This window comes from Mesorhizobium sp. LMG 17147, assembly GCF_024297145.1.
Classification (GTDB): domain Bacteria; phylum Pseudomonadota; class Alphaproteobacteria; order Rhizobiales; family Rhizobiaceae; genus Mesorhizobium.
Genome location: NZ_JANCTC010000009.1, coordinates 160,896 through 187,008 on the forward strand (window position 1 = coordinate 160,896; position 26,113 = coordinate 187,008).

Sequence of the window (26,113 nt, forward strand, 5' to 3'; positions counted from 1 at the left end):
ATGGTCCGGCCTTTGGTGATGACCTATGGCCGGGCGAGGTGAAAATGGAGTCGTAGATGAAGCTTTTCGAAGGCCTGGCCGGATATCAACCGTTCGCTCTTGCCGCCTTGCGCATCATGACGGCGCTGCAGTTCATCGAGCACGGCACTCAGAAACTTTTCAATTTCCCTGTCGGCGACCATGCCGGCACCCTGAGCGGGCTGTCGCTGACTGCGGCCATCCTGGAATTCGCCGGCGGCATCCTGCTGGTATTGGGGCTTTTCACCAGGCCGGTGGCATTCCTTCTCAGCGGCGAGATGGCGATCGCCTATTTCATGGCGCACATGCCGCGCGACTTCTTCCCGGTCAACAACGGCGGCGATGCGGCAATATCGTTCTGCTTCATCTTCCTCTATCTGGTGTTCGCCGGCGCCGGCGCCCTGGCGCTGGACAACCGCCAGGCTTCGTAATTCACCGTCTCCCGGCCGTGGGCCCGCTGCCTCCGACAGCTCCCCGGCGTTCGGAACTTTTCGCCGTGCCACCGGCACGGCGAATTCGCTGTGCGAACCGGTTCCTCACCCTCTCATCCGTTCGAAATTCGCGTCGAACAGCGGGGTCGGCTGCATGCGCGCGGCGTGGCGTTTGCCCAGAAGCTCAATCTCGAAACCGCAGGCTTCGTCGGCAATCTCTTTCGGCACATAGCCGATGGCGACGGACTTTTTTGAATGATGCGCGTAGCCACCCGACGTGACCCAGCCGCACACGGCGCCGCCATACCAGATTGGCTCGTCGCCGATGACGTCGGCATCGGCAGCATCGACAACAAAGGCCCGCAGCCGCAATCTGCCGCCTTGCTTGTGCTCGGCCAGCGCCGCCTGCTTGCCGATGAAATCGGCCTGCTTGCCGTAGGCGACGAAGCGGTCGAGGCCGGCCTCCAGCGGCCCATAGATCGGCCGGTATTCGCGCGCCCATGAGCCGTAATTCTTCTCGAGCCGCAACGCATTGAGGGCGCGCGAGCCGAACAGGCCGATGCTGAATTCCTCCCCCGCCGCCATCAGCGCCTGATAGGCGGCACGCTGATATTCCGGCGCCACCCAGATTTCGTAGCCGAGGTCGCCGGTGTAGCTGACGCGCCCGACCAGGCACGGCGCCATGCCGATATCCATCCTGCTGATGGCCATGAATGGAAAGGCCGTATTCGACACGTCAGATCGTGTGACCTTTTCAAGAAGCTTCCGCGCGCTCGGCCCGGCGATCGACAGGCCGGTGAGTTTTGCTCCCAGCGCCTCGATGCTGACAGAGCCGTCCTTCGGCAGATGCGCTTCGAACCAGCGCATGTGGTACTGCTCGGCGACGCCGGAGCCGGCCAGGAACCAATCCTTACTTGCAGAATTTGGACCGCCGAGATTGGCCAGCGTGAAATCACCGATCAGCCTGCCGTCTTCCTTCAGCATTGGCGCCAGCGTCATGCGTCCGGGCCTTGGCAGCTTGCAGGCCAGCAAGCGGTCGAGCCAGGCCGCAGCGCCCTCGCCGGTTACTTTGTATTTGGCGAATGACGAGATTTCCGACAGACCAACGCGTTGCCGAACCGTCTCCACTTCTTTCGCGACATGCTCGAAATCACTCGAGCGGCGCCAGGAGAATTCGTCCTTGACGCCTTCGGGCGCGTACCACAGCGGCACCTCCAGCCCATAGGCGACCCCCCACTGCGAGCCCTTCGCCGACAACAGATCGTAGACCGGTGTCGTCTTGAGCGGCCGGCCGGCCGGTAATTCCTCGTTTGGGAAGCGGATCGAAAACCGCCGCGAATAGTTTTCGCGCACCTTGGCGTTGGTGTAGGCCATCGTGGCCCAGTCACCGTAGCGCGACACATCCATCGCCCAGATATCGGCGCCGGGATCGCCTTCGATCATCCAGTTCGACAGCGCCAGCCCGACGCCGCCGCCCTGCGAGAACCCCGCCATGACACCACAGGCCACCCAGAACCCCGGCAGGCCGCGCACCGGTCCGACCAGCGGATTGCCGTCCGGCGCGAAGGTGAAGGGTCCGTTGATGATCTGCTTGATGCCGATGTTCTGGAACGCCGGGAAATGCCGGAAGCCGATCTCCAGCGACGGTGCGATGCGGTCGATGTCGGGTTCGAGCAGTTCGTGGCCGAAATTCCATGGCGTCTGGAACTCGGACCATGGCTTGTTGGCCTTTTCGTAAGTGCCCATGAGCATGCCGCCGCGCTCCTGGCGCAGATACAGCTCGCCGTCGAAATCGACTGCATGGATGATCTCCGTGCCGGTCTTCTGGTTCCAGGTGGCGACTTCCGGCATGTCCTCGGTGATCAGGTACATGTGCTCCATCGCCAGCACCGGCAGCTCCAGCCCGACCATGCGGCCGACCTCGCGCGCCCACAGGCCGCCCGCGTTGACCACATGCTCGGCCACCACCTCGCCCTTGTTGGTAATGACGCGCCACAGCCCGTCGGTGCGCTGCACGATGTCCTCGACCTTGGTGAAACGCTCGACCTCGCCGCCAAGCTTCCTCGCCGCCTTGGCATAGGCGTGGGTCACGCCCGACGGATCGAGATGGCCGTCCTCCTTGTTGCGGACCGCGCCGACGAACTGCTTGGGATCGAGCAACGGCATCAGCTCGGCAGCCTCATCAGGCGATATCTCCTCGAGCTCGATGCCGAGATACCGGCCCTTGGCGACGACGCCACGCAGCCAGTCGAGCCGTGCCTCTGTCGCGGCCAGCAGCACGCCGCCAGTCAAATGCACGCCGGTCGCCTGCCCCGACAGTTCCTCGATCTCCTTGTAGAGCGAGATCGTGTATTTCTGCAGTTTGGCGACGTTGGGATCGCCATTGATCGTGTGCATTCCGCCGGCCGCGTGCCAGGTCGAGCCGGAGGTCAGCTCGTCGCGCTCCAATAGAACGACGTCGGTCCAGCCATGGCGGGCTAGATGGAACAGCACGGAGCACCCGACAACGCCACCGCCGACAACCACGACCTTTGCATGTGATTTCATAGGATTCTCGTTATTTCAAAGAGTTGGATGGGTTTTATGATTCTGAAGGAGAAGAAATCCGAGAACAGTGGCGCTTAGGGCTCGCCCGCCCCGATCGCTTCCTTGCGCTTGACCAGGTACGCGTCCAGCGCCTCGCGCCTGGAGATTTCCATCACCGGCTCGACATAGTCCTCCAGCGCCTTCTTCCACAGCCTTGTCGCTCGCGCCGTGGCGTCTAGCCCACCAGCTTCCTGCCAAGCCTCGAAATTCTGCCAGTTGGACAGCATAGGCTGGTAGAAGGCCGTGGCGTAGCGTTCCAACGTGTGCGGCTCGCCGAAGAAGTGGCCGCCGGTCGGCACCGCACCCAGAGCTTCGACGGCGAGCTCGGCCTCGTTGACTTCGATTGGGCGCAAAAACTCCATCATGTGCTGGATCATCTCGACGTCGATGATGAACTTTTCGAACGACGCAGTCAGCCCGCCCTCCTGCCAGCCGGCGGCGTGGTAAATGAGGTTGCCGTGGCCGAGCACCGCGCCCCACAGCGCCATCAGCGTCTCATAGGCGCCTTGCGCGTCGGCGGCATTGGAAGCCGAGCCCGGCGTCGTGCGGTAAGGCAACTTGTAGCGCCGCGCCAACTGTCCGGACGCTATATTCGCCTTGGTGTTTTCAGGCGTACCGAAGGCCGGTGCACCCGACTTCATGTCGACATTGGAGGTGAAGGCGCCATACATCACCGGCGCGCCGGGGCGGACGAGCTGCGTCAGCACCACCCCGAACAGCGCCTCGGCATTCTGCTGGGCGAGCGCCCCGGCAAGCGTCACCGGGCTCATCGCTCCCATCAGCGTGAACGGCGTCACCGCCACCGACTGGCCGAATTCGGCCATGGTCATCAGTCCCTCGGCCATCATCTCGTCCAAGCGGCGCGGCGAGTTGACCGAAATGATCGTGGTGACGCCGGGATCGTCCCGCATCTCGTCAACCGTCAGTCCGCGCGCGATTGCCATCATTTCGATGCCGTCGAGCGCCCTGCCGCGGCCGATGGCCGAGACGTGAAAGCTTTTGTCGGTCAGTGTCAGATTGGCGAAATAGGTGTCGAGGTGACGGGAATTCGCCGGCAGCTCCACCGGCGCGCAGACCTGGTTGCCGAGCATGTGGATGCAGTTGAAATGCTGCGCCAGACGGACGAGATCGGAATAATCGCGCAAATTGCCGCTACGGCGGCCGCGCTCCATGTCGTGCACATTCGGCGGCCCGGCGACAAGCGTGAAGTTGATGGTATTGCCGCCGAGGTGGACGGCATGGGCGGGATTGCGCGGCGTAAGCGTATAGCTGGACTGTGTCGTCTTCAGCGCTTTGTCGATCATGCCACGATCGATGCGGACGTTCATCGAGGCATGATCGACCTTGGCCCCGGCCTTCTCGAATAGCCACAGGGCCCGCTGGCTCATCACCTCGATGCCGAAATTCTCCAAAATATGCATAGAGGCTTCATGTATCGCCTCGATCTGGTCGGCCGAGAGCATCGCCATCGGCGGATAAGGGTTTGTCACCCGCCTGAGCGGCAGTTGCGGGATGGCGGTCAGTCCCCTGTTGCTTGTTCGCTCGGCGCCACGCTTGCGTCTTGGTTCGCTCATGCGGCGCATCAAAGCGCCGGCATGAGGATCAAGCTGTCAAGAATCCGCCACCTGCGGGCGTGATTTTAGCCAAGGCGCCATTGTGGGAATTTCACGTCGGTAAAAGCGACAACAAACGTCGGAATGTTCATACTTCCTCAGCGCCTGCTAAAGCTGCTGACCAGCCGTTAAGAAACGCCGCAAGATTCCTTTTATGTTTTCGGCCTAATGCTCTTCCGATGCGTAGGTCGAGTTTTAGTAAAATTGTAGCGATTGCCGCACCGCTGGCGCTTTCGGCCTGCGCGACGCCGCCCAACCACATCAACGATGTGTGTGCCGTTTTCGACCAGAATGACGGCTGGTTCGACAATTGGCAGGCGGCGGCACAACGCACCGAGCAGAAGTACGGTGTGCCGGTCCCCGTGCTGATGGCGACGGTGCGCAAGGAGTCCGGCTTCAAGAGCAATGCCAGGCCGCCGCGCACCAAGCTGCTGGGCTTCATTCCCTGGAAACATATCTCCAGCGCCACCGGCTTCTCGCAGGCGCTCGACGGGACCTGGGCGCAATACCAGAACGAGACCGGCAGCTGGGCGGCGCGCCGCACCCGGTTTGCCGATGCCGTCGATTTTGTCGGCTGGTATCATTCCAAGACCGCCGACACGCTCGGCGTCGCCCGCAACGACACATACAATCTGTATCTCGCCTACTATCTCGGCTGGAATGCCTACAAGCGCGGCAGTCGCGGCGACGCCGACGTGCAGCGCTATGCGCACGCCACGGAGCAGATGGCGCAGGACTACGCCGCGCAGCTACGGCAATGCGCGCCCTAGCCTACTAACGGCTCTCAGCCGCCCTTGGGTTTGCGCGGCTTGCGCGTGGCGTCCTCGGCCTGGCGGCCGTCGCCGACAGTCGGCGGCATGATTGGTGCCACCGCGCTGTCGTCAGAGCTTGAGATGCCGCCGGTCTCTGAAACCTCGTCGCGGACCTCGTGACGGCGGGCTTTGGCGACCGCTTCTCCATTCTCCGCTGCCTGGCTCTCGGCATCGGCTTCCGCGCTGCCGGTCTTGCCGTGTGGACGCTTGGGCGGATCGCCGGCAAAGCCCGGACCAGTACCGTGCGGCGCATCGTCCGGCACGCCCTCATTCGCCGCGTGCTCCTTGTCGAATTTGATCACCGGCTCCATTTTCGCCAGCACGTCGTCGGCCAACCAGCACAGGCTCATATGGCCGTCACCGAGATGTTTGACCGGCGGCACCTTGGTTTCGCAAAGATTGTCCGGCACCAGCTTCTTATAGCCGCAGCGCGTCTGGAACGGACAGCCCGAGGGCGGGTTCATCGCCGACGGAATGTCGCCTTCAAGCACGATGTGCCTCTTCACCACGCTGGTGTCGGCGATCGGGATCGCCGACAGCAGCGCCTCCGTGTAGGGGTGATAGGGCGGCGAAAAGATCTGGTCGGTCGTGCCTTGCTCGACGATATAGCCGAGATACATGACGACGACGCGGTCGGCGATGTAGCGCACCACCGACAGATCGTGGCTGATGAACAGCATCGTCGTCTTGTTCTTACGCTGGATATCCATCAGCAGCTCGGTCACCGCCGCTTGCACTGACACATCCAATGCCGAGACCGGCTCGTCGGCCACCACCACCTTGGCGTCGCCTGCAAAAGCCCGCGCCACGCCGATGCGCTGTTTCTGACCACCTGAAAGCTGGCGCGGCTTGCGCGACTCGAACGCCCTTGGCAGCTTCACCAGGTCAAGCAATTCCAGCATCCGCTTGCGGCGGTCGGCCACCGTGTTGCCGACATTGAACTTTTCCAGCGTACGGATGATCTGCGAACCGACCGAATGGCTCGGATTGAGCGTGTCGAACGGATTTTGGAACACCATCTGGATCGATGACACCGTGTCGACGCTGCGCTTCTCGATCCCGGTCGACTGGATCTCCTTGTTGCCGAGCTTAACGCGGCCGGAGCTCGCCGTTTCGAGGCCGAGCAGCACCTTGGCCAGGGTCGATTTTCCGCAGCCGGATTCGCCGACGATAGCGACGGTCTCGGATTCGCGGGCCATGAACGAGATCGTCTCATTGGCCTTGACGACGCGGCCCTCGCTCGAGCCGAACACTTCGCTGCCGCCGACCTTGTAATACTTCCTGAGGTCTTCGATCTGGAGCACCGGCGCACCGGGCACCACCCGCTCGTTGACCTTCTTGGCGCCGGGCGGCAGCGCCTCCCAGTCGATCTCGTTGAAGCGCACGCAGCGCGAGAAATGCCCGTCATGGCCTTCGACCGCGATCATCGGAATTTCGGCGGCGTTGCAGACACCCTCGACGAAATGGTGGCAGCGCGGGCCGAAATTGCAGCCCTTCGGCCGCTCGTGCGGCAGCGGCAACTGCCCCGGGATCGAGATCAGCGGCCGCGAATTCTTGTCGGCGCCGGGCAGCGGGATCGAGCGGAACAGGCCTTGCGTGTAGGGATGGCGCATCCGGTCGAAGACGTCCTTGATCTTGCCGGTCTCCACCGCTTCGCCCGAATACATCACCGTAATGCGGTCGCAGGTCTCCAGGATCAGCCCGAGATTGTGCGACACGAAGATCATCGAGGTGCCGAACTTCTCGCCTAGCCCCTTGACCAGGTCGACGATGCCGGCTTCCACCGTCACGTCGAGCGCTGTCGTCGGCTCGTCGAGCAGGAGCAGCGCCGGCTTCGACAGCAGCGCCATGGCAATGACGATGCGCTGCTGCTGGCCGCCCGAAAGCTGGTGCGGATAGGAACGCATCATGCGTTCGGGATCCGGCAGCCTCACCGCGCGCACCATTTCCAAGGCGCGTCTATAAGCTTCGTCCTTCGATACCTTGTCGTGGATCAGTGGCACTTCCATCAGCTGCTGGCCGACCTTCATTGCCGGGTTCAGACTGGCCATCGGCTCCTGGTAGATCATCGCGATCTTGTTGCCGCGGATGGCGCGCAGTTCCTCGTCGGACAGTTCTCCCATGTCCTTGCCCTGGAACTTGATCTTTCCGCCGACGATCTTTCCGATGTTGGAGAGGTCGCGCATGATGCCGAGCGACACGGTCGACTTGCCGCAACCGGATTCGCCGACAATGCCCATTGCCTCGCCGGGCATGACCGTGCAGGAAAAATCCATGACCGCCGGGATCTCGCCCTTACGGGTGAAGAAGGAGATCGACAGGTTCTCGATCTCGATGATCGGCTCATTGGTCGGCCCACTGGTCGGCTTGGCGGGATTTCGAACTGCCTCATTCATGGGTCGCTCCAATCCTTGTTCTTCAGGCACGTCGGACCGAACCCGGCATCGGCTTTCCCGGCGTCAATCTTTCCCGGCATCAATCTTTCCCGGCATCAATCTTTCATAGACTGTTCGCGCAGCGAATCCGCCAGGAGGTTGAGGCCGAGCACGAACGACATCAACGCGATCGTCGGCGGCAGCGCCGGGTGGATGAAGGAGCGCAGCAGCCGGCTTGCATCCTTGATCGCCGTGCCCCAGTCCGGGCTTTCCGGCGCCAGTCCCAGCCCGAAATAGCCGAGCGTGCCGAGCAGGATCGTAGTGTAGCCGATGCGCAGGCAGGCGTCGACGATCAGCGGCCCGCGCGCATTGGGCAATATCTCCCACAGCATGATGTACCAGGGCGATTCACCGCGCGTCTGCGCCGCCGCAACATAGTCACGCGTTTTGATGTCCATGACCAGGCCGCGCACGATGCGGAACACGCCCGGGCTGGAGGCGAACACCACCGCCACGAAGATGTTGAGCTGGTTGGGATCGATGTGGATGATCTTGAACGGATCGGCATCGAAGACCAGGCCGGCATAGATCCAGCCGCCAAGTACCAACGTCAGGCCAAGCAGGATATAGAGGCGGTCGGGACGGTTCTTGTAGCGCGTCCAGAACAGCACACTGAAGAAGATGATCGGAAACAGGAAGAACAGCCCTGCCATCGCGTAGGGGATCGGCGTGTCCATGATGCCCGGCGTCACCAGCAGGTAGAACAGCAAGATCACCGGGAAGGCCAGCACAAGGTTTGCGAGGAAGGACAGCACCGTATCGATCCTGCCGCCATAATAGCCGGCCGGCAGGCCGAGCGTAATACCGACCATCAGCGCAAAACCGGTCGCCGCCGGCGCGATGATCAGCACGATCTGGCTGCCATAGACCATGCGGGAGAACACGTCGCGGGCGAGCTTGTCGCCGCCGAAATAGTATACAAGTTTCGACGCCGGCTCGATCGCGCCCGGCAGCGCGTCCTTCATGATCGGCACCTGGGCAAGCGGATCGAAGGGCGAGATGGTCGACGCGAAGATCGCCGTAAACAGCCAGAACAGGCAGATGCCGACGCCGACGATGCCGACGCCGCTGTCGAAAAGCTGGCCGTAAAGGCCTAGTTTCTTCTTGTAGCCGAAGCTCGCTCCCATCACCAGGGCAAGAGCGATCCAGACCGGCCAGAAGCGGGCAAGCACGCCGAGTACGACGTTGAGGGCGCTGAGATATTCGACCTGCATCCGCCCGGTCTCCTATTGAACTCTGATGCGCGGATTGAGGAACGCGTAGCCGACATCGGAGATGAGCTGTGTGATCAGGACGATAAACACCGAGACCAGCGAGCAGCCGAGCAGAAGATCGATGTCGTTGTTGCCGGCAGCCTCGACCAGCGTGTAGCCGAAACCCTGGTAGCGGAACATCACCTCGACGATAACGACACCGGTGAGCAGCCAGGGAAACTGCAGCATGATGACCGTGAACGGTGCGATCAGCGCGTTGCGCAGAGCGTGCTTTATCACCACGCTGCCGAAGGAGAGGCCCTTCAGCCGGGCGGTTCGGATATATTGCTGTGTCATCACCTCCACCATCGAGGCGCGGGTCATGCGGGCGATGTAGCCGATGCCGTAGATCGCCAGCGTCATTACCGGCAAGGTGAAATTATAGAAGGTGATGCCCTGGCTGGCCGAGGCCGCCGAACCGTTCAGCACGCCGAGCCAGGAGGCGAAGATCACGGTGAAGATGACGCCCGAAACGTATTCGGGCGTCGCCGTCGAGGCGATCGAAGCCACCGACAATGTACGGTCGGTGCGTGAGCCCTCGCGCATGCCGGCGAGAATGCCGACCAAAAGCGAGATCGGCACCATTACGGCCAGCACGCAGAGCATCAGGATGCCGGTGGCGCTGAGCGCCGGAAAGAGTTTCGAAGCGACCGTCGTCTTGAACTTGGTCGAGCATCCGAAATCGCCTTGCAGGATGCCGGAGAATGTCGGCACGACCGGATCGTTGCAGAAGGAGAAACGCTGTGCGGGCTTGCCGGTCGCCGGGTCGGTCACCGGCTGCTTTGGCATGATGCCCAGCCATTGGCCGTAGCGGACAAAGAAATTCTGCCGATAGCCATGGTTGACCAGCCAGGCCTCAAGCTGCTCGGCGGATGTGTGCATTTCGGTTTGGCTGATCGCGAGCTTCTTCAGATTGGGCCCGAGATTGACCAGGAAAAAGACGATCATCGTCAGGCACAGCATCGTCAATGCCATGGTGCCGAGACGCCTGATAACGAAAGAAAGCATGGCGGTCCCCTGCCGGTCGGGTTGGGGGTTGGAACCGGTTTGCAAGCCGTGCCCTGCCGCCAGCGGCAGAACAAGCCTCCAGACCAGTCCCAGATGCAATACCCTTTTTATTGCAGACCCCGGCCGAAGAGTCCGCAACTTTTTGCTGCGCCGACTTCCGGTCCAAGGACCATGCAAAGAGCGACGGAAAGGGGCGAGACGCCCCTTTCCGGATCGTCCGGGTCAGGCCTGGTCGAGCCAGACCTTGCCGTAGTCGCGCTCAAAGGTCGGGTGCATCTTGTAGTTCTGCACCGCCTTGACCGAATGGCTGTAGAGCTTGCGCCAATAAGGCTGGATGATAATGCCGGAATCCTGCAGGATCTGCTCGATGTCCTTCATCATTTCCTTGCGCTTGGCGGCGTCGGCGACTGCGAGCGCAGCATTGAGCTTGGCATCCCACTCCGGATTCGACCACGCCGTCTCGTTCCAGGCTTCACCTGTGCGATAGCCGATCGCCAGAACCTGGACGCCGAGCGGCCGCATGTTCCAGTTGGTCATCGACAGCGGATATTTCGTCCAGTCGTTCCAGAAGGTCGAACCCGGCAGCACCGTACGCTTCACTTTGATGCCGGCGTCGCGCATCTGCGCGGCGATCGCATCGCCTGTATTCTTGTGCCAGTCCTCGTCGACCGTGATCAGCTCGTGCTCGAAATCGGCCTGGCCGGCTTCCGCCATCAGCGCCTTCGCCTTGGCCGGGTCGCGAGCAATCTTCGGCAGTTCGTAGTATTCCGGATGGATCGGGGCGACATGGTGGTTTTCGGCAACCGTGCCGGCATTGCCGTAGCCGAGCTGGAGGACGACATTGTTGTCGACCGCGAGCTGCAGGGCGTTGCGAACCTTCTGGTCGCCATAAGGCTTATTGGTCACATTGGTGCGGCAGACGATCGTCGAGGCGGTGACGATCTCCGACTTCACCAGGTCCATGCCGTCGAGGATCGACACATAGTCGGCCGACGTCTCGAAATTGGTGTGCACCTCGCCTGCTTCGAAGGCGCTGACCATGGCTGCCGGATCGGTGCCGTAGTCGATGAATTCGATGCCGTCGAGGAAGACCTCGCCGTCCCACCACTTGTTGTCTTCGCGGCGCTTGTAGACCACTTTCTGGCCGACATCGTAGGAGACCAGCTCGAACGGCCCAGTGCCGATCGGGCAGGACTTGAAATCGCCGCCTTTTTCATCGAACGTCTTGTGGACGATGAGGCCGGGATAGTCGCACACGTTGGGAATGAGGGCGATATCCGGCTTGCTGAGCGTCAGCTTGATCGTGTGGTCGTCGACCTTGGTCACTGCGCTCTCATCCAGCTTGTCGTCCTTGACCAGCGAACCGAGGCGACCCGGCATGGAATTGCCTTCGGCCTTCTTGTCGGCCCAACGCTTGAGGTTGAAGATGACGTCGTCTGCGGTGAACGGATCGCCGTTGTTCCAGGTGACGCCTTTGCGCACATGCAGCGTGTATTCGGTAGCGTCGTCATTCACGTCCCAGCTCTCCAGCAGATAGGGGCGGAATGTGTATTCGGTGGTATATTTGACCAGCGGCTCGAGCGCCTGGCGCTCGGCATTGGCGATTTCCGACCAGTCGGCCTTGCGCGGATCCTTCGGATCCTTGATCCATTGCGCGACCTTCAACACGCCGCCTTTCTTGCCCTGGACCTCTTCCGCCTTGGCCGGCGTCGGGTCTGCAAGGCCAAGCATGCCATAGGCCATCGCCGTCGAGGCGCCGAAGACGCTGGCGAGAGCCAGAAATTCGCGACGATCCATCTTGCCTGCCTTGGCGTCTTCGGCCATGGCCAGGATGTGATCGGGAACGCGGTCGCCGTTACTCTTGTAGATCGTCATGACTAACTCCCATTGTTGGCTTTCTGCCTTTTAACATTCCGCATCCGCGCCATGATGTCAAAGACGGCACGGATTGGGAACATGCCAAGGAATGTGCAACTTTGGAAGCAGGCCGGTTCGCGCGATAACGACAGTCTTGGCGCAAATTTGCTAGTGCGCCAGGGATTTCGCCCGAAATCTCCACGGGCAATTAAACCGGGACATTTGCTGCTGCGCCGCTCGTTCTTCGGGCAACCAGTTGTTCTGCGCGAACGGCCGGTTTCAATATTCCCGTTCGTAGAAAACACCGCCTTTGGCTTCGCCGGCGTCGGTTGCCTCGCCACGCAGCTTGACGCCGCGCCCAACGTCGAGATCGACGGTTGCCTTGCCCGAGCCCGGCCTGTCGCCCTTCTGGATCGTCACGTAGGTGCGGTCGTTGAGATACTTGCCCGCCGAGACGGCGGTGCCGCCCTCTTCGTCGGTGATCACGTCGAGGTCGTCGACGCCGATCGCGCTGCGCAGGTTCTGCAGCAGGGAGGTCGAGCCGCCGACGCCGGCCAGTTGTCCGGCAGCCTCGGCAAGCTGAGCGATCTGCAGCGGCGACAGGTTCGACATCGAACGGCCGAAGATCAGCTGCGCCAGCACCTCGTCCTCCGGCAGCGCCGGTACCGAGGAGAAGGTGAATTTCGGGTTGGTCGCCTCGCCCGACACCACGATGGTCACGGTGGCGCTGGTCGTCTTCGATTGCGCCGTGAGGTTGAGGTAGGGCACCAGAGAGCCGGAAAAGCCGACCGTGCCTTCGGTGAAGGTCAGCCGTTTGGCAAGGATCGTCAGCCGCCCTCGCCGCAAGGTGAAGGTGCCGACCGCCTGGGGTGACGATGCCGGGCCTGTCAGCCGCAGCGAACCGCCGAGCTCGGCGTCGACGCCCCTGCCCTGGATGAAGATCTGGCTCGGCGCATTGACCGTGACGTCGAGATTGAGGCCGCTGCCGCCGCCACCGCTGCTTGCAGCGGCCGGGCGCAACGCCTTGTCCTGCGCACGCACGGCGGCCGGCGCATTCTTGTGCTTTACGTTGAGCTCGGCCAGCGAGCCGGGCAGCTTTTCGGGTACGGTGATGACGGTCTTGGCCAGGTTGACGGTACCGGAAATCACCGGCGCGGAGGTGAGCGGCCCCTTAACGGTCAGGTCGCCGCCAAGATTGGCGGTGACTACCTTGCCGTCGGTATAGCGGCCGTCGACGAGCTTGATCGACAGATCGGCCGGAAAACCCTTAGCCGGATCGATGCCGACGGTGCCGCTGGCCGAAAGGCTGCCGCGCGTCGACAGCGTGCCGGTCAGTCGATTGATCCTTGCCACGCCGCCACCGACGGCGACATCGGCAGTGATATCGTTGATCGCAAGCCCCGAACGCGCGTCGAGAAGGCGGGCGCCTGACGTGCGGACCGTGCCTGAGATCACCGGCGACGTTGCCGGGCCGCGTACCTGTATATCGACGTCGGCCGTGCCGCTCAAGGACAAGCCTTGCGCGGCGAGTGTCCTGGTGAGGAAGGCGAACGGCACCTTGCCGGAAAAGTTGAGATCAAGGGTGGGCGCGCCTGATGTCGTCATCGTGCCGCCGCCCTTGAGGCCGAGGCCGGCGGCATCGCTCATGTTGGCGTCAAAGGTCAGTCTGTTGCCCGAATAGGTACCTGAGGATGAAACGCCCATGGCGCCGAAGCCTGCACCACGGGTCTGCGACGTCTGAACGCCTGCTGCATCGATCTTGAAGGCAACGGCCGGATTGGCCGGCGCACCCGTCACCTTCACCGTGCCCGAGATGGAACCGGCGGCATCGAGGCCCGGCGAAAAACCGTTGGCTATCGAGATCGGGACTCGGGCCAGCGTCGCGTTGAGGTCGAGCGCCTGCCCAGCTTTGCCCGTGACCGTCGCCGTGCCGCCGCCGAGGTTGAGCACCAGCCTGTCGAAGCTGGGCACTCCATTGGCGATGTTGATGGTCGAGGCCTGGGCGATAGCCGCCTTGATGCCGCGGATGGTCGCCTCGCCGGAGGCAAGTTCGACCGTCGTCGTGCCCTTGACCGCCTTGACCCGCCCACCGGCTTTCAGCGGAATATCCTTGACAGTGGCGCCACCGGAAAAACCGGTCCATTCGCCGTCGCGCTTCAGATCGACGTCGACGCCACGGATAACCGTGCCGCCAGAGGTGACGCTGTCGGCACGAATTTTTCCCGAGATCACTGGTGCCGCCAGATAGTTGGCGATCAGCGCATCGATGGTCACGGCCTTGGCCGAGACATCGCCGCGCGAGATCGAGCCCGTCATCGCCTTGACGGCGACCTGCGGCACGGCGCCCGCCTTGGAGAAGGCGATAGTGCCGCGCACATCGCCATCGGCCTTTTCCAGTGCCAGGGCAGCAAGCGGACCGATATCGGGCAGGTCAAGTGCCACCGTGCCGACCGGGACGAAGGCATCGTCAAGCGCCAGGTCGCCGGAAATACGGTTCTTGCCCAGCGACAGCAAAAGCCCATTGATGGCGCGTTTGCCGTCGGATGTCGCCAGCACGGCGCTGCCCTGCAGCGGTTGACCCGCGACGTTTCCGGTGAGTTGCACATTCGCAGCCGGGTTGGCGGCATCAGCCTTGCCTGTGGCAGTAAGCTTCAGGCCAGTGATCTCGCGCGCCGCGACCGAAAGCCTGTCGCTGTTGACAGTCAGCGACAGATCCGGCGCGGTACTGGCGCCTTGCGCATTCAGCGCGAAAGAGATGGCGCCTTTGGCGTCCTTGGATACCAGCGAGACGTCGCCCAGCGCGCCTTTGACGTCGGCGCTGAGCTTGTTGTCGGCAAGGCTCGCCTGCCCGTCTGCCGTCAGCGAACCGGACGACAGCCTGACGGCGTTGGCGGTGACATTGCCGTTGGCGTCCCGCTTCAGCGCGGCACTGAGTTGGGTTCGCTCGGCGAGCACGCCACGTATCGCCGCCGGCAGCGCCGCCGAGGCGGCGTCCGCCTTGAGATTTAGATCGATGGCGCCGTCGGCCAGCGAGACCCGCCCGTTGAAGGCGCTGTTCAACGCGTCGCTGGTCACGGTGCCGCTATCCATGATGACAGCGTCGGCGGCAAGGCTGCCGGCGAGTTTGGCAGTGACCTTGCCGGCGATCAGCGGTGCGACGGTCGGATTGTCAAGGCCGATTTTTTCGGCGGTCACGGTGCCGGAGATCGGCCCGGTCCGGGCTTTCACGTCGAAGCGATCGGAGTGCAGCGCCAGCGTGATGCCCTCGATCCTAGCCAGATTGGTGGCGGCCGATGGCAGCGTCGCGGAGATGTCGAGCTTCGGCTGCGTGCCCTGCCCGGCCGCTTTTAGCGATATCGCCTGCAGCTCGAGCTTGATCGGGCTTGCCTTGCTGCCGAACGACAGCGGCAGGCTCGGACCGGTCGAGGCGAGGTCGAGCGAGAAATCGCTGGCGCCGTTCGGATTGATGGTGCCGGCTGCCTTGCCGGAGATTTTCTCGCCGGCAAGCGTCGCCTGCTCGATGGCCAGGCCGCTGACCGACGAGAAGCGGCCTGCCGCATCGAGATCGAGCGGCCCGAGCCCGGCCCGCCGGGTCTGGTTCGTTTCGGCGCCGCTGAGCCGGGCGTTGAAACGGATGTCGGGGGCATCCGACGATCCCGTGACCTGCGCTGTGCCGCTGAGCGCGCCCACGGCATCGAGACCCGGTGAGAAATCATTGGCAAGCGCTGCCGGCACCGCCGACAAGGTGGCAGCGAGATCGAGCGTCTGGCCAGCCGTACCCGACACGGCAACCGAACCGCCGCCGACACCGAGCGCCAGGTTCTCAATGCTCACCATGCCATTGGCGATTGTCAGCGCCGACGGCTGTGCGATCGCTGCCTTGATGCCGCGGATGATTGCCTCGCCCGAGGCAAGCTCGATGGCGGTGATGCCGTTCGCGATGCTGACGCGCCCGGCCGCGCTGGCCGGAATGCCGGCGACCGTGGCGCCGCCGCTAAAGCCGGTCCAGTCGCCGTCGCGCTTCAGGTCCACATCGATGCCGCTGATCACCGTGGTTCCCGAGGTGATCGTGTCGGCTTTGACCTTGCCGGCGATCGCCGGGGCTTTGAGATAATTGGCGACCAGCGCGTTGACGGCGATTGTCTTGGCCGCCAGTTCGCCGCGCGAAATCGCGGTGCTCGTCGCATCGATCGCGACCGTCGGTGCTCCATTGTCGTTGGCGAAGCGGATCGTGCCACGCACGTCGCCCGCAACCGTTTGGCCGGCAAGTCTGGCCAGCGGGGCAATATCGGCGGCATCGAGGGCCAACGTGCCGAGCGGCAGCAGGTTGTCGTCGAGCCCGAGGTCGCCGGAGACCTTGTTGTCGGCCAGCGAGACGGCAAGTCCATTGATGGAGCGCTTGCCGTCGGTTGTGACCAGCGATGCCTTGAGGTCGAGCGGCTGGTCGTCGACCGAGCCGGTCAGCGAGACATCGGCGGCGGGACTGGCGATATCGGCCTTGCCGCGCGCGCTCAGCTTGATCTGCTTCACCGCATGGCCGGACGCCGTCAGGCTGTCGCTGCTGGCCGAAACCGAGAAGTCCGGCGCGGTGCGCGCACCGCTTGCGGTCAGCGCGAAATCGACTGCGCCGCCGACCTTCGCGCCAACCAGCGGCGACAGCACCGACACGTCGCCGAGCGTTCCTTTGATATCGGCTCGGATATCGGTGCCCTGCGCGCTGGCGGTGCCGCTGGCGTTGAGCGTGCCGGAGGTGAGCTGCAATGCATTGGCGGCAAACGCACCGTCCGGGTCGCGGGTCGCGGTTGCGGAAAACTGCACGCGTTGGCCGAGAACCGAACTGACCTGCGGCGGCAGCGCCGTCGAAGCCGCGTCGGCATTCATCTTGAGCGTCATCGACAGATCGGCCAGCACCACGGTGGCCGTTACGGACGCATTGAGCGCGTCGCTGCGCAGCGTGCCTTGGTCGACGACGACCTGGTCCTTGCTGACGGAGCCGGCGAGACCGGCGCTGACCCTGCCCGTTATCAGCGGCGCCAACGTCGCAACGTCGGTGTTCAGGCCGGCCGCCGTCAGCTTGATGGTGACAGGCCCGCTACGGTTCTGGATGTCGAAACCATCCGAATGCACTTGCCCGATCAGGTCGTCCACCCGCGTGCCGCCCGCCACCACCGAGACCAGCGACGCGCCGATATCGACCATCGGCGCCTTGCCATCGCCGAAAGCGCGGGCCGTGGCGTCCTTGATCGCCACGGTTATCGGCTGCGCCTCGCTGCCGAGACTAAGCACGATCGGCGGCCCCTTTGCGGCGAGCTTAACGGAAAGATCGCTGGCACCGTTCGGATCGACAGTGCCGGCGGCCGTCGCGTGCACGGCATCGCTGTCGATATTGGCGCGCTCCACGTCGACGCCGCCGGCCGCGGTCGCTGTGCCGGCGAGGTCGAAGCTGGTCTTGCCGGCAAACAGCGGCTTCAGATTTTCGGGCAGGAAGCGCTCGAATTCGCCGTCACCGTTGGCCTCGACATAATGACCCTTGTCCGTGAGTTGATGACGACCGGTGAGCTGGGTGACGATCCGGCGATCGACGACAAAGGTCCCGATGCCATTCCAGTTGGCGAGCGGTCCGGTGCCGGAAACGACAATCTCGACCGGCGGCGCGCCCGGCAGCTTGAGCAGGTTGGCGATGATGCCGCCGGCCGGCTCGGATGCCCTCAAGTCGAGGTCGAGCTTGTTGTCGGCCGGCGCGAATTGGGCTTTGGCGTCGACCGTGCCTTGCTTGCCGTCATGGCGAACGATGTTGAGATTGGTCTCGATCGCCAACGGCGAGGCATCCGCCTTGAGCGCTCCCTTGGCTGCGAGCTCGGCAACACCGCTGCCGGCCAGAGCCTGCCCGAGTGCGATTTCGGGAAGGTCGAGCTGCTTGACATCGATGGAAACCGGCAGCGTGGTCGCCCCGCTTTGGCGCGGCTGTGTATTGGCCATCGGCAGCCTTGCCAACTCGATACGCTCGGCCCCAATGCGATCGGCGCTGAAGCTCTTCGACAGGAGTGCCAGCGGCGACCAGTCGACGGCCACCTTGCGCGCCACCATCCAGGCGCCTTCGCGATCCTCCAGAACGACATGATCGACCCTCAGCGCGCCCGACCAGATACCGTCGATGCCGACGACAGTGACCGTGCGATCACTGGTCGAGGCCATGGTCGAGATGATGCCGGCAAGGTTTTCGCGGCCGCGCTCGGTCTTGGTCAGCACGACGAGCGCCCCCACCGCCGCTGCCACGACGATGAGCAGCGTGTAGAAAAGGATACGAAGGATACGCCTGAATATTGCCATCAGAATGCCTGGCCGATGCCGGCATAAATGCCGAAATGAGGATCGTCGGGGCCGCGGTTGAGCGGCACTGCCGCGTCGATGCGCAGCGGCCCGAACGCCGTCAGATAGCGCAAGCCTACACCCGCGCCGACCTTCATGTCCGAAAAATCGGGGACCTGCCTGGTCGACACCGTGCCGGCATCGACGAACGGCACGACGCCGATCTTGTCGGTGACGGCGATGCGCATCTCGACCGAGGTCTCGAAGAAGGAAAGCCCGCCGATCGGCTCTCCGTTGCTGTCCTTCGGGCCGATGCCTTGATAGGCATAGCCGCGCACCGAACCGCCGCCGCCGGAGTAGAAGCGGCGGTCGGCCGGAACATCTTGAAGACTGGCGCCGATGATCGAGCCGATGGCGGCACGTTCGGCGAAAACGAATTTCGAGGCCGAATCGAGCGACTGGTAGGCCGACCCCTCGCCCTTCAGCTTGACGAAGGCAGCCCCGCTCAAAATGTCGTAGCTCGGCTCGGCATAGGCCAGCACCCTGAAGCCCCGAGTCGGATTGAGCTTGCTGTCGCGATTGTCGTAGACATATTGCAGTGGAATGCTGGCGATCAGATAGGTGTGCTTGCCGAAAGCGTCGTGGATCCTCGAATAATCCAGCGCGACTTGCGCGGAAACCGTCTGCTTCTTGTCGAGTTCGTAGGATAGGCCGGTACTGCCCTTGACCGAGAAATGGTCATAGGCGTCGGGGTGCTCCAGCACAGCATTGACGCTGGCAATGAATTTCGACGCCGGCCCGACCACGCCCGGCTTTTCGAACATGACGCCGGCATTGTAATTGAGCTGGGTCAAGTCGTTGCTGCCGATGCCGCTGATCTTGCCGTCGATGCGCAGCTTTTCGGCGCGGCCAAACAGATTGCGATGCCCCCAATAGCCTTCGAGGCCCAGCCCTTCGGTGTTTGAGAAGCTGCCGCCAATGCCGAAATAGCGCGGCTTGCGTTCGCTGACCTGGACACCGATCGGGACATTGCCCTCGGCGTCGAGGGCGTCGGCTTCCTTCACCGTCACGCTGTTGAAGACCTCGAGGCCGAGCAGCCTGTCGCGTGCATCGTCGATCTCATCGGGCGAATACTGGCGGCCACGCTTCAGGCCGGTCATATATTCGGTGAAGTCGCGGTCGACCTTTTCGGTGCCCTCGACAGTGGTGTCGCCATAGCCGGCGACCGGGCCGGCCGCGACGGTGAGCGTCACGTCGAGCGTCGAACCGGCGTGCTCGGCGACGATCTCGCGGCCCGTCACCTTGGCCAGCGGCCTGCCTTCTTGCTTGAGTGCCCGCACGATCGCCGCCTCGGCCTTGAGCACGGCGCCCGAACTGGCGTCACCGCCGGCGATCAGACCGAAATCGGCACTTGCCAGCCCCGCTGCATCGCCTTTCAGTCTGATGTTGCCAAGCGTGAATTTCGGCCCGGCCGCTATGCTTATCACCACCGGAATCGGCTGCGGGCCGGAAAACTCGGCATCGGGCGGCAGATCGTCGAGCGGCTTGCCTTGAATGGTGATGGTGACGACACCCTCGTATCGCGCGTCCGCGTAGAGCGCGGCGACAAGTTGCTCACGGTCGCTGCGCGCCTTGGCTAAAAGACCCAGCGAACCTGATACCGGGTGTTCCTCGTCGGCTTTCAGCGCCGAGGCGTTTTCGAGCTTCTCGGCGAGATCCTTGTCGGCGTCGGCTGTCTCGATCGTCACGGCATAGCGCAGCGGGTCGACGATCTCGGCATCTTCGTCCTTCGACGATCCCCATAGCTTGATGCCGAAAATCTCGAAGGCTGCCGCATTTCCGGTCTCGACAATAAGTGCCGCCGAGCACAGCAAGGCGAAAAGCAGGGCGCGCGAAAGCGCGCGCCGTGGCGCGGTTCCTCCCGACATCTGCCTTTCATACGCCGGCATTACGCTCCTAGCCTAGCTCGCAAACCTAAAATTGGAATGAAGTTCTGAAGCACTCGTAAAGGGGCCACAATCCAATTGCTGAAATAGACAGGGCTTGGAACTCACACCTTCTGCGTCGCCGCAAGAAAGCGTGATCCCCTGTCCTATGGAGCTACTACCGGTCATCGGCCGGAAAGCAAACCGTTGGCAGGCGGATCCTGCCGCGTCCTGATGTTGACAAGCGCGACTGAAGCTTGAAGATTTCTGGACGTCAGCACTTGTCTGGAGGGGTTTATGGCAATGCGCGCGGCTCGTGGTCTATCGATTCTTTTCCTTCTCTTTTTTGCCTGGAGCGGTGTCGCGCAAGCGGCCGAAGCCCGGCGGGTGGTGACGTCGAACAATTCCGACTATTTTGGTTTCGATCTCAGATCCGACCAGAATGTCAGCCTCGACCAGTGCAAGACCACCTGCCTCGGCGACCCGGCCTGCCGCGCCTTCACCTACAACCTCAAGGCCAAATGGTGCTTCCTTAAATCCGATTACAATTCGTTGAAACCCTTCAGCGGCGCTGTCGCCGGCAAGGTCGTCAACATCGATGGCGATCCCGACATTGGCGCGCCACCCGAACTCGCCTTCTTCCCGAACTGGATGGCAGACCAGGCCCAGCAATACCGCAACAAGCTCACCGGCCCGACCTACACCAAGCCGACCGAGGGGCTGACGGCGCTGAGCGCCGCCGCCGAACAGTCGGCGCTGACGGGCGATCATCGCGCGGCCATGCACAAATACGAGGCGGCGGTTTCGGTGTTGCCTGATGACGGCCAACTCTGGCTCGAGCTGGCGCGCGAAACGCTTGCCGTCCATCCGACCGCCAACAGTTCGGAGCCGTCGACGCTGCCGGCGAACGCCACATCCGCCGCCTTCAATGCCTACAAATTGCTGCGCACCACCAGGACGCGCGCCGACGTGCTGGCGCTGCTCGGGGACGGCCTTGATCGCCGCGATCTGTACAGGCCGGCCCTGCAGGCCTACGAGGCGAGCCTCGCTCTCGTCAATTCGCCGGCAGTCAGGGCCGCCTACCAGGATCTCAAGGCCCGCAAGGGCTTCCGCGTCATCGATCATACCGTCGATGCCGACACCAGCGCGCCACGCATCTGCGCGCAGTTCTCCGAGGAGCTGGTCAAGACCGGCGTCGACTACTCGCAGTTCGTTACTGTCGACAACGCCGCTCCCAAGGGCGTCGAAGCCAAGGACAAGCAGATCTGCGTCGAAGGGCTCGAGCACGGCCAACATTATGACGTGACCTTCCGCGCCGGCCTGCCGGCCGCCATTGGCGAGGTCACCGCGGCACCGGTGGTGCTGTCGATCTACGTGCAGGACCGCGCGCCTTCGGCCCGCTTCACCGGCGACAGCTTCGTGCTGCCCGCCGGCGCACGCCGCGGCATACCGGTCGTCACCGTCAACATGAATGCCGCCGAAATGAAGCTCTTCCGCATCGGCGACCGCTCGCTGGCCCAACTTCTGTCGGGATATCAGTTCCTGCGCCAGCTTGACGGCTACGACATTTCGAACATCTCCGAGCAGATGGGCGAGCCGGTCTGGCAGGGTCAGCTCGATATCGCCAACGACCTCAACAAGGAAGTCACCACCTCCTTCCCAATCGATGAGGCGTTGCCGAAGCGCAAGCCCGGCGTCTATGTGCTGACCGCACAAGCCGTCGACGATCGCAGCGACGACTATGATTCGCACGCCACGCAATGGTTCGTCGTCTCCGATATCGGCCTGTCGACCTATACCGGACAGGATGGACTGAACGTCTTTGCGCGTTCGCTCGCAACCGCCAAGCCGATTGCCGGCGCCGAGCTGACGCTGCTGGCCAGGAACAATGAAATCCTCGGCACCGCGACCACCGACGCGGAAGGGCGGGCGGTGTTCAATCCCGGCCTGACGCGCGGCGACAGCGGCATGGCGCCGGCCGTGCTGATGGCCAAACAGGGCGACGACGATTTCGTCTTCCTCGATATGGGCCGCGCCGGCTTCGACCTGTCCGACCGTGGCGTCGCCGGACGGCCGGCACCTGGCGCGCTCGACGTCTATGCCTGGACCGAGCGCGGCATCTACCGCGCCGGCGAAGATGTCCATGTCGCGGCTCTTGCCCGCGACAGTGCCGCCAAGGCGGTCGAGAACCTGCCGCTGACCTTCATCTTCTCGCGGCCCGACGGCGTCGAGGACCGCCGCATCGTCAGCGACGGCGCGTCGGCCGGCGGTCACGCAGTCGACCTGCCGCTGGAACCCAACGCCATGCGCGGCACCTGGACGCTGGCGATCCATACCGATCCCAAGCAGGCGGCGGTCGCCAGCCAGATGTTCCTGGTCGAGGACTTCGTACCGGACCGCATCGAGTTCGACCTGTCCTCCGACAAGCAGGAGATCGCCCAGGGCGAGACCGCCAACATTACCGTCGACGGCCGCTTTCTCTACGGCGCGCCGGCCGCGGGCCTCGCGCTCGAAGGCGAATTGACGCTGTCGACCGCCCGCGATTGGGACCGCTTCAAAGGCTATTCCTTCGGTCTGGCCGACGAACAGTCGGCTGAACCGACAGTGACGCCCTTCACCGGCCTGCCGGTGGTCGGCGAGGACGGCAAGGCGACCTTCCCGGTCTCCGTCGATCAATTGCCATCGACCACCAAGCTGGTCGATGCCAAGATCACTGTCAGGATGCGTGAAACCGGCGGCCGTGCCGTCGAGCGCTCGCTGAATATCGGCATCCGCCCGCAGGGCCACATGATCGGCATCCGTCCGGATTTCGACGGAGACGAGGTGCCGCAAGGCGGCACGGCCAAGTTCAGCGTGATCGCCGTCGACCCAGACGGCAAGCGTGAGGCGCTGAAGGGCGCACAGTGGTCGCTGGTCAAGGTCGAGCGCAGCTACCAGTGGTACCGCTCGAGCAACTCCTGGAACTATGAGCCGGTCACCTTCACCAAGGCGATGGCCAACGGCCAGGTCGACCTGAGCGCCGATGGTGAGGCTACGGTGTCGCTGCCGGTCGACTGGGGCCGCTACCGGCTCGAGATCGAGACATCGGATCCGGAAGGTCCGGCCACCAGCTACGAGTTCGACGCCGGCTGGTATGTCAGTTCCACCACCACCGAAACGCCCGACGGCCTCGAGATCGCCCTCGACAAGGATACCTATGCGGCGGGTGAAGTGGCCAAGCTCAAAGTGTCGCCGCACTTTGCCGGCGAGCTGCTCGTCACCATCGGCGCCGACAAGCTCCTGAAGACCGTCACCGCCAGCGTGCCGGCCGGCGGCAGCACTGTCGACATCCCGGTCGGCGACGACTGGGGTGCCGGCGCCTACGTCACGGCAACGCTGTTCAGGCCGGGCGATGCGCAAGAGACACGCATGCCGGCCCGCGCCATCGGCGTCAAATGGCTGAAGCTCGATCCCGGCTCGCGGAAGCTTGCCGTCAGCTTGGCGACGCCGGACAAGACCATGCCGCGCCAGCAGCTGTCGATCCCGGTCGCCGTTGCCGGCGTACAGCCCGGCACCAACGCCTATGTCATGGTCGCGGCCGTCGACGTCGGCATCCTCAACCTGACCAACTACAAGGTGCCGGATCCGGAGAACTGGTTCTTCGGGCAGCGCATGCTCGGTCTCGAGGTTCGCGACATCTATGGCCGGCTGATCGACGGCTCGCTGGGCACAACCGGTAAGCTGCGCACCGGCGGCGACGGCGCCAACATGCAATCGCAAGGCAGTCCGCCGACCGAAAAGCTGGTCGCCTTCTTCTCCGGCCCGGTCCAGCTCGACGCCGACGGCAAGGCGCGGATCGACTTCGACATTCCGCAGTTCAACGGCACCGTGCGCGTCATGACCGTCGCCTGGACCAAGGAAGCGGTCGGCCATGCCCAGTCCGACGTCATCGTGCGTGATCCGGTGGTAATCACCGCCGGCCTGCCGCGCTTCCTGGCGCCCGGCGATTCCGCCGTCATGCGGCTCGACGTCGCCGACACCGACGGCCCCGCAGGCGACTACAAGCTGACCGTCAACACGACAGGCGACCTGTCAACCGGCAATGCCGCCTTGCCTGAAAAGCTGACGCTCGCCAAAGGCAAGCGGCAGACACTAACCGTGCCGTTGATTGCGCAGACCGCAGGCAACGCCTCGATCACCATCAGGCTTGCGCATGCCGACGGCACCGCCGTCGAGCAGACGCTCTATGTGCCGGTGCGCCCGGCGCAACTGCCGGTGACCACCCGCATGGTCGTCGACCTCAAGGGCAATGGCGGCGCGCTGCGCGTCGACAAGGAACTGCTGGCGGCAAGCCTGCTCGATGGCGCTTCGGTCAGCGTCGGCGTTTCGCAGGCGGCTGCCTTCGACGTGCCGTCGCTGCTGATGACGCTCGACCGCTATCCCTATGGTTGCGCCGAACAGACCACCAGCCGCGCCATGCCGCTTCTCTACGTCAACGACATGGCTTCCGGCATCGGCATGGCCAGCGACCCCGATCTGCATGGCCGCGTCCAGGACGCCATCTACAAGGTGCTGAGCTACCAGGCATCGGCCGGCAGCTTCGGCCTGTGGGGTCCGGGTTCCGGCGATCTGTGGCTCGACGCCTATGTCACCGATTTCCTGACCCGGGCGCGCGAGCAGAAATACGACGTGCCGGCCTTGGCGATGAACCAGGCGCTGAGCAATCTGCAGAACGCGATCGGCTACGATCAGGACGTCCAGGATCGCGGCAGCGAGATCGCCTACGCGCTCTATGTGCTTGCCCGCAACAAGAAGGCCTCGGTCGGCGATCTGCGTTATTATGCCGACACCCAGCTCGAAGCCTTTACCAGCCCGATGGCCGTCGCCCAGCTGGCGGCGTCTCTCGCGCTCTACGGTGACACGCAGCGCTCGGAGGCGACCTTCCAGGCCGCGCTGCAACTGGCCAAGTCGACACCCGAATATGACTATTACCGATCCGACTATGGCTCGCCGCTGCGTGACGGCGCGGCGATCCTGGCGCTTGCCGCGGAAAGCAAACCGGTGCCGACCATCGTGCCGGCGCTGATCCAGCTGGTGACCAGGGAACGCGCCGACGCCAGGTGGACCAGCACACAGGACGAGTCCTGGATGCTGCTGGCGGCCCGGGCGCTGAAGGCCGGCAATGATTCGATCGCGCTGACCGTCAACGGCGCACCGCATGCCGGCGGCTATTCGGACCAGATCGCCGGCGGCGACCTGGCCGACAGTCCGCTGACCATCGTTAATACCGGCAGAAATCCGCTGCAGGCGGTCGTCACCACTGTGGCCTCGCCGATCCAGCCTCTGCCGGCCGGCGGCAACGGCTTTACCATCAGCCGTACCTACTACAAGCTCGACGGCACAGAGGCCAACGTGACGGAGGTCAAACAGAACGAACGCTATGTCGTCGTGCTCAAGGTTTACGAGCAGAACACCTGGCCTTCGCGGCTGCTGATCACCGACCTGTTGCCGGCCGGCTTCGAGATCGACAATCCGGGCCTGGTCTCCAGCGCTCAGTTGACGAACTTCTCCTGGCTGGCGCAGACCGATGCCGCCCATCTCGAATTCCGCGACGACCGTTTCGTCGCGGCGTTCAATCCAAACGACGGCGACGGCGACCGCAACATAACGCTCGCCTACGTCGTGCGCGCGGTGACGCCGGGCACCTATGCCCACCCGGCGGCAACGATCGAGGACATGTACCGGCCGCAATATTCGGCCCGCACCGCCACCGGCATGATGGAGGTCAAGGCGCCGTAAGGCAAAAAAGGCGGATAGGAATATGGCGATGGCGCTGCCTCTCATTGCCCTGCCGGGCATTTCTCCCCGTATAGAGACGGGGAGAAAG

General features: G+C 63.5%; 11 protein-coding genes. 3 read left to right on the forward strand and 8 right to left on the reverse strand.

Annotation, left to right across the window (positions count from 1 at the left end):
- Nucleotides 1-56 precede the first annotated feature (56 nt).
- The gene (locus NMG46_RS18555; protein ID WP_254819052.1) at nucleotides 57-449 is read left to right on the forward strand and encodes a DoxX family protein; all 393 of its coding nucleotides are present in this window, start codon (nucleotides 57-59) and stop codon (nucleotides 447-449) included.
- Between the two features lie 105 nt (nucleotides 450-554).
- On the opposite strand, the gene NMG46_RS18560 is transcribed toward NMG46_RS18555, so the two are convergent.
- Both NMG46_RS18560 and NMG46_RS18565 read right to left on the reverse strand, forming a co-directional pair.
- Nucleotides 555-2,996 carry an FAD-dependent oxidoreductase gene (locus NMG46_RS18560; RefSeq protein ID WP_254819053.1) on the reverse strand — a complete coding sequence of 814 codons (2,442 nt, stop codon included), beginning with the start codon at nucleotides 2,994-2,996 and terminating at the stop codon, nucleotides 555-557.
- Between the two features lie 74 nt (nucleotides 2,997-3,070).
- Nucleotides 3,071-4,609 (reverse strand): trimethylamine methyltransferase family protein, encoded by a 1,539-nt coding sequence (locus NMG46_RS18565; RefSeq protein ID WP_254819054.1) that lies wholly within the window; start codon nucleotides 4,607-4,609, stop codon nucleotides 3,071-3,073.
- Between the two features lie 218 nt (nucleotides 4,610-4,827).
- On the opposite strand from NMG46_RS18565, the gene NMG46_RS18570 reads away from it, so the two are divergent.
- Complete coding sequence (locus NMG46_RS18570; RefSeq protein ID WP_254819055.1) at nucleotides 4,828-5,418, forward strand: transglycosylase SLT domain-containing protein; 591 nt, start codon at nucleotides 4,828-4,830, stop codon at nucleotides 5,416-5,418.
- A gap of 14 nt (nucleotides 5,419-5,432) precedes the next feature.
- On the opposite strand, the gene NMG46_RS18575 is transcribed toward NMG46_RS18570, so the two are convergent.
- The 6 genes from NMG46_RS18575 to NMG46_RS18600 all read right to left on the reverse strand — a co-directional run bounded on the left by NMG46_RS18575 (nucleotide 5,433) and on the right by NMG46_RS18600 (nucleotide 20,271).
- Nucleotides 5,433-7,856 carry an ABC transporter ATP-binding protein gene (locus NMG46_RS18575; RefSeq protein ID WP_254819056.1) on the reverse strand — a complete coding sequence of 808 codons (2,424 nt, stop codon included), beginning with the start codon at nucleotides 7,854-7,856 and terminating at the stop codon, nucleotides 5,433-5,435.
- A 95-nt stretch (nucleotides 7,857-7,951) separates the two neighbouring features.
- Entirely contained in the window at nucleotides 7,952-9,109 is a 1,158-nt protein-coding gene (locus NMG46_RS18580; protein WP_254819057.1) for an ABC transporter permease, read from the reverse strand.
- Between the two features lie 12 nt (nucleotides 9,110-9,121).
- Nucleotides 9,122-10,156, reverse strand: a complete 1,035-nt coding sequence (locus NMG46_RS18585) for an ABC transporter permease (protein WP_254819058.1) — start codon at nucleotides 10,154-10,156, stop codon at nucleotides 9,122-9,124.
- Between the two features lie 222 nt (nucleotides 10,157-10,378).
- Nucleotides 10,379-12,031, reverse strand: coding sequence for an ABC transporter substrate-binding protein (locus NMG46_RS18590; RefSeq protein WP_254819059.1), 1,653 nt, complete (start codon nucleotides 12,029-12,031; stop codon nucleotides 10,379-10,381).
- Nucleotides 12,032-12,292: 261 nt separating this feature from the next.
- Nucleotides 12,293-18,343, reverse strand: a complete 6,051-nt coding sequence (locus NMG46_RS18595) for a translocation/assembly module TamB domain-containing protein (RefSeq protein ID WP_254819060.1) — start codon at nucleotides 18,341-18,343, stop codon at nucleotides 12,293-12,295.
- On the reverse strand, nucleotides 18,343-20,271 hold the full coding sequence (locus NMG46_RS18600; RefSeq protein WP_254819061.1) for an autotransporter assembly complex family protein: 1,929 nt from the start codon (nucleotides 20,269-20,271) through the stop codon (nucleotides 18,343-18,345). Before NMG46_RS18600 ends, NMG46_RS18595 begins: the two co-directional genes overlap by 1 nt.
- A 273-nt stretch (nucleotides 20,272-20,544) precedes the next feature.
- Here NMG46_RS18600 and NMG46_RS18605 point away from each other — a divergent pair, with 273 nt between their 5' ends.
- Nucleotides 20,545-26,025 carry an alpha-2-macroglobulin family protein gene (locus tag NMG46_RS18605; RefSeq protein WP_254819062.1) on the forward strand — a complete coding sequence of 1,827 codons (5,481 nt, stop codon included), beginning with the start codon at nucleotides 20,545-20,547 and terminating at the stop codon, nucleotides 26,023-26,025.
- Nucleotides 26,026-26,113: the final 88 nt, after the last annotated feature.

Coding starts and splice junctions, on each gene's coding strand:
- NMG46_RS18555 (WP_254819052.1), top strand. CDS start 57: ATGAAGCTTTTCGAAGGCCTGGCCGGATATCAACCGTTCGCTCTTGCC.
- NMG46_RS18560 (WP_254819053.1), bottom strand. CDS start 2,996: ATGAAATCACATGCAAAGGTCGTGGTTGTCGGCGGTGGCGTTGTCGGG.
- NMG46_RS18565 (WP_254819054.1), bottom strand. CDS start 4,609: ATGAGCGAACCAAGACGCAAGCGTGGCGCCGAGCGAACAAGCAACAGG.
- NMG46_RS18570 (WP_254819055.1), top strand. CDS start 4,828: ATGCGTAGGTCGAGTTTTAGTAAAATTGTAGCGATTGCCGCACCGCTG.
- NMG46_RS18575 (WP_254819056.1), bottom strand. CDS start 7,856: ATGAATGAGGCAGTTCGAAATCCCGCCAAGCCGACCAGTGGGCCGACC.
- NMG46_RS18580 (WP_254819057.1), bottom strand. CDS start 9,109: ATGCAGGTCGAATATCTCAGCGCCCTCAACGTCGTACTCGGCGTGCTT.
- NMG46_RS18585 (WP_254819058.1), bottom strand. CDS start 10,156: ATGCTTTCTTTCGTTATCAGGCGTCTCGGCACCATGGCATTGACGATG.
- NMG46_RS18590 (WP_254819059.1), bottom strand. CDS start 12,031: ATGACGATCTACAAGAGTAACGGCGACCGCGTTCCCGATCACATCCTG.
- NMG46_RS18595 (WP_254819060.1), bottom strand. CDS start 18,343: ATGGCAATATTCAGGCGTATCCTTCGTATCCTTTTCTACACGCTGCTC.
- NMG46_RS18600 (WP_254819061.1), bottom strand. CDS start 20,271: ATGCCGGCGTATGAAAGGCAGATGTCGGGAGGAACCGCGCCACGGCGC.
- NMG46_RS18605 (WP_254819062.1), top strand. CDS start 20,545: ATGGCAATGCGCGCGGCTCGTGGTCTATCGATTCTTTTCCTTCTCTTT.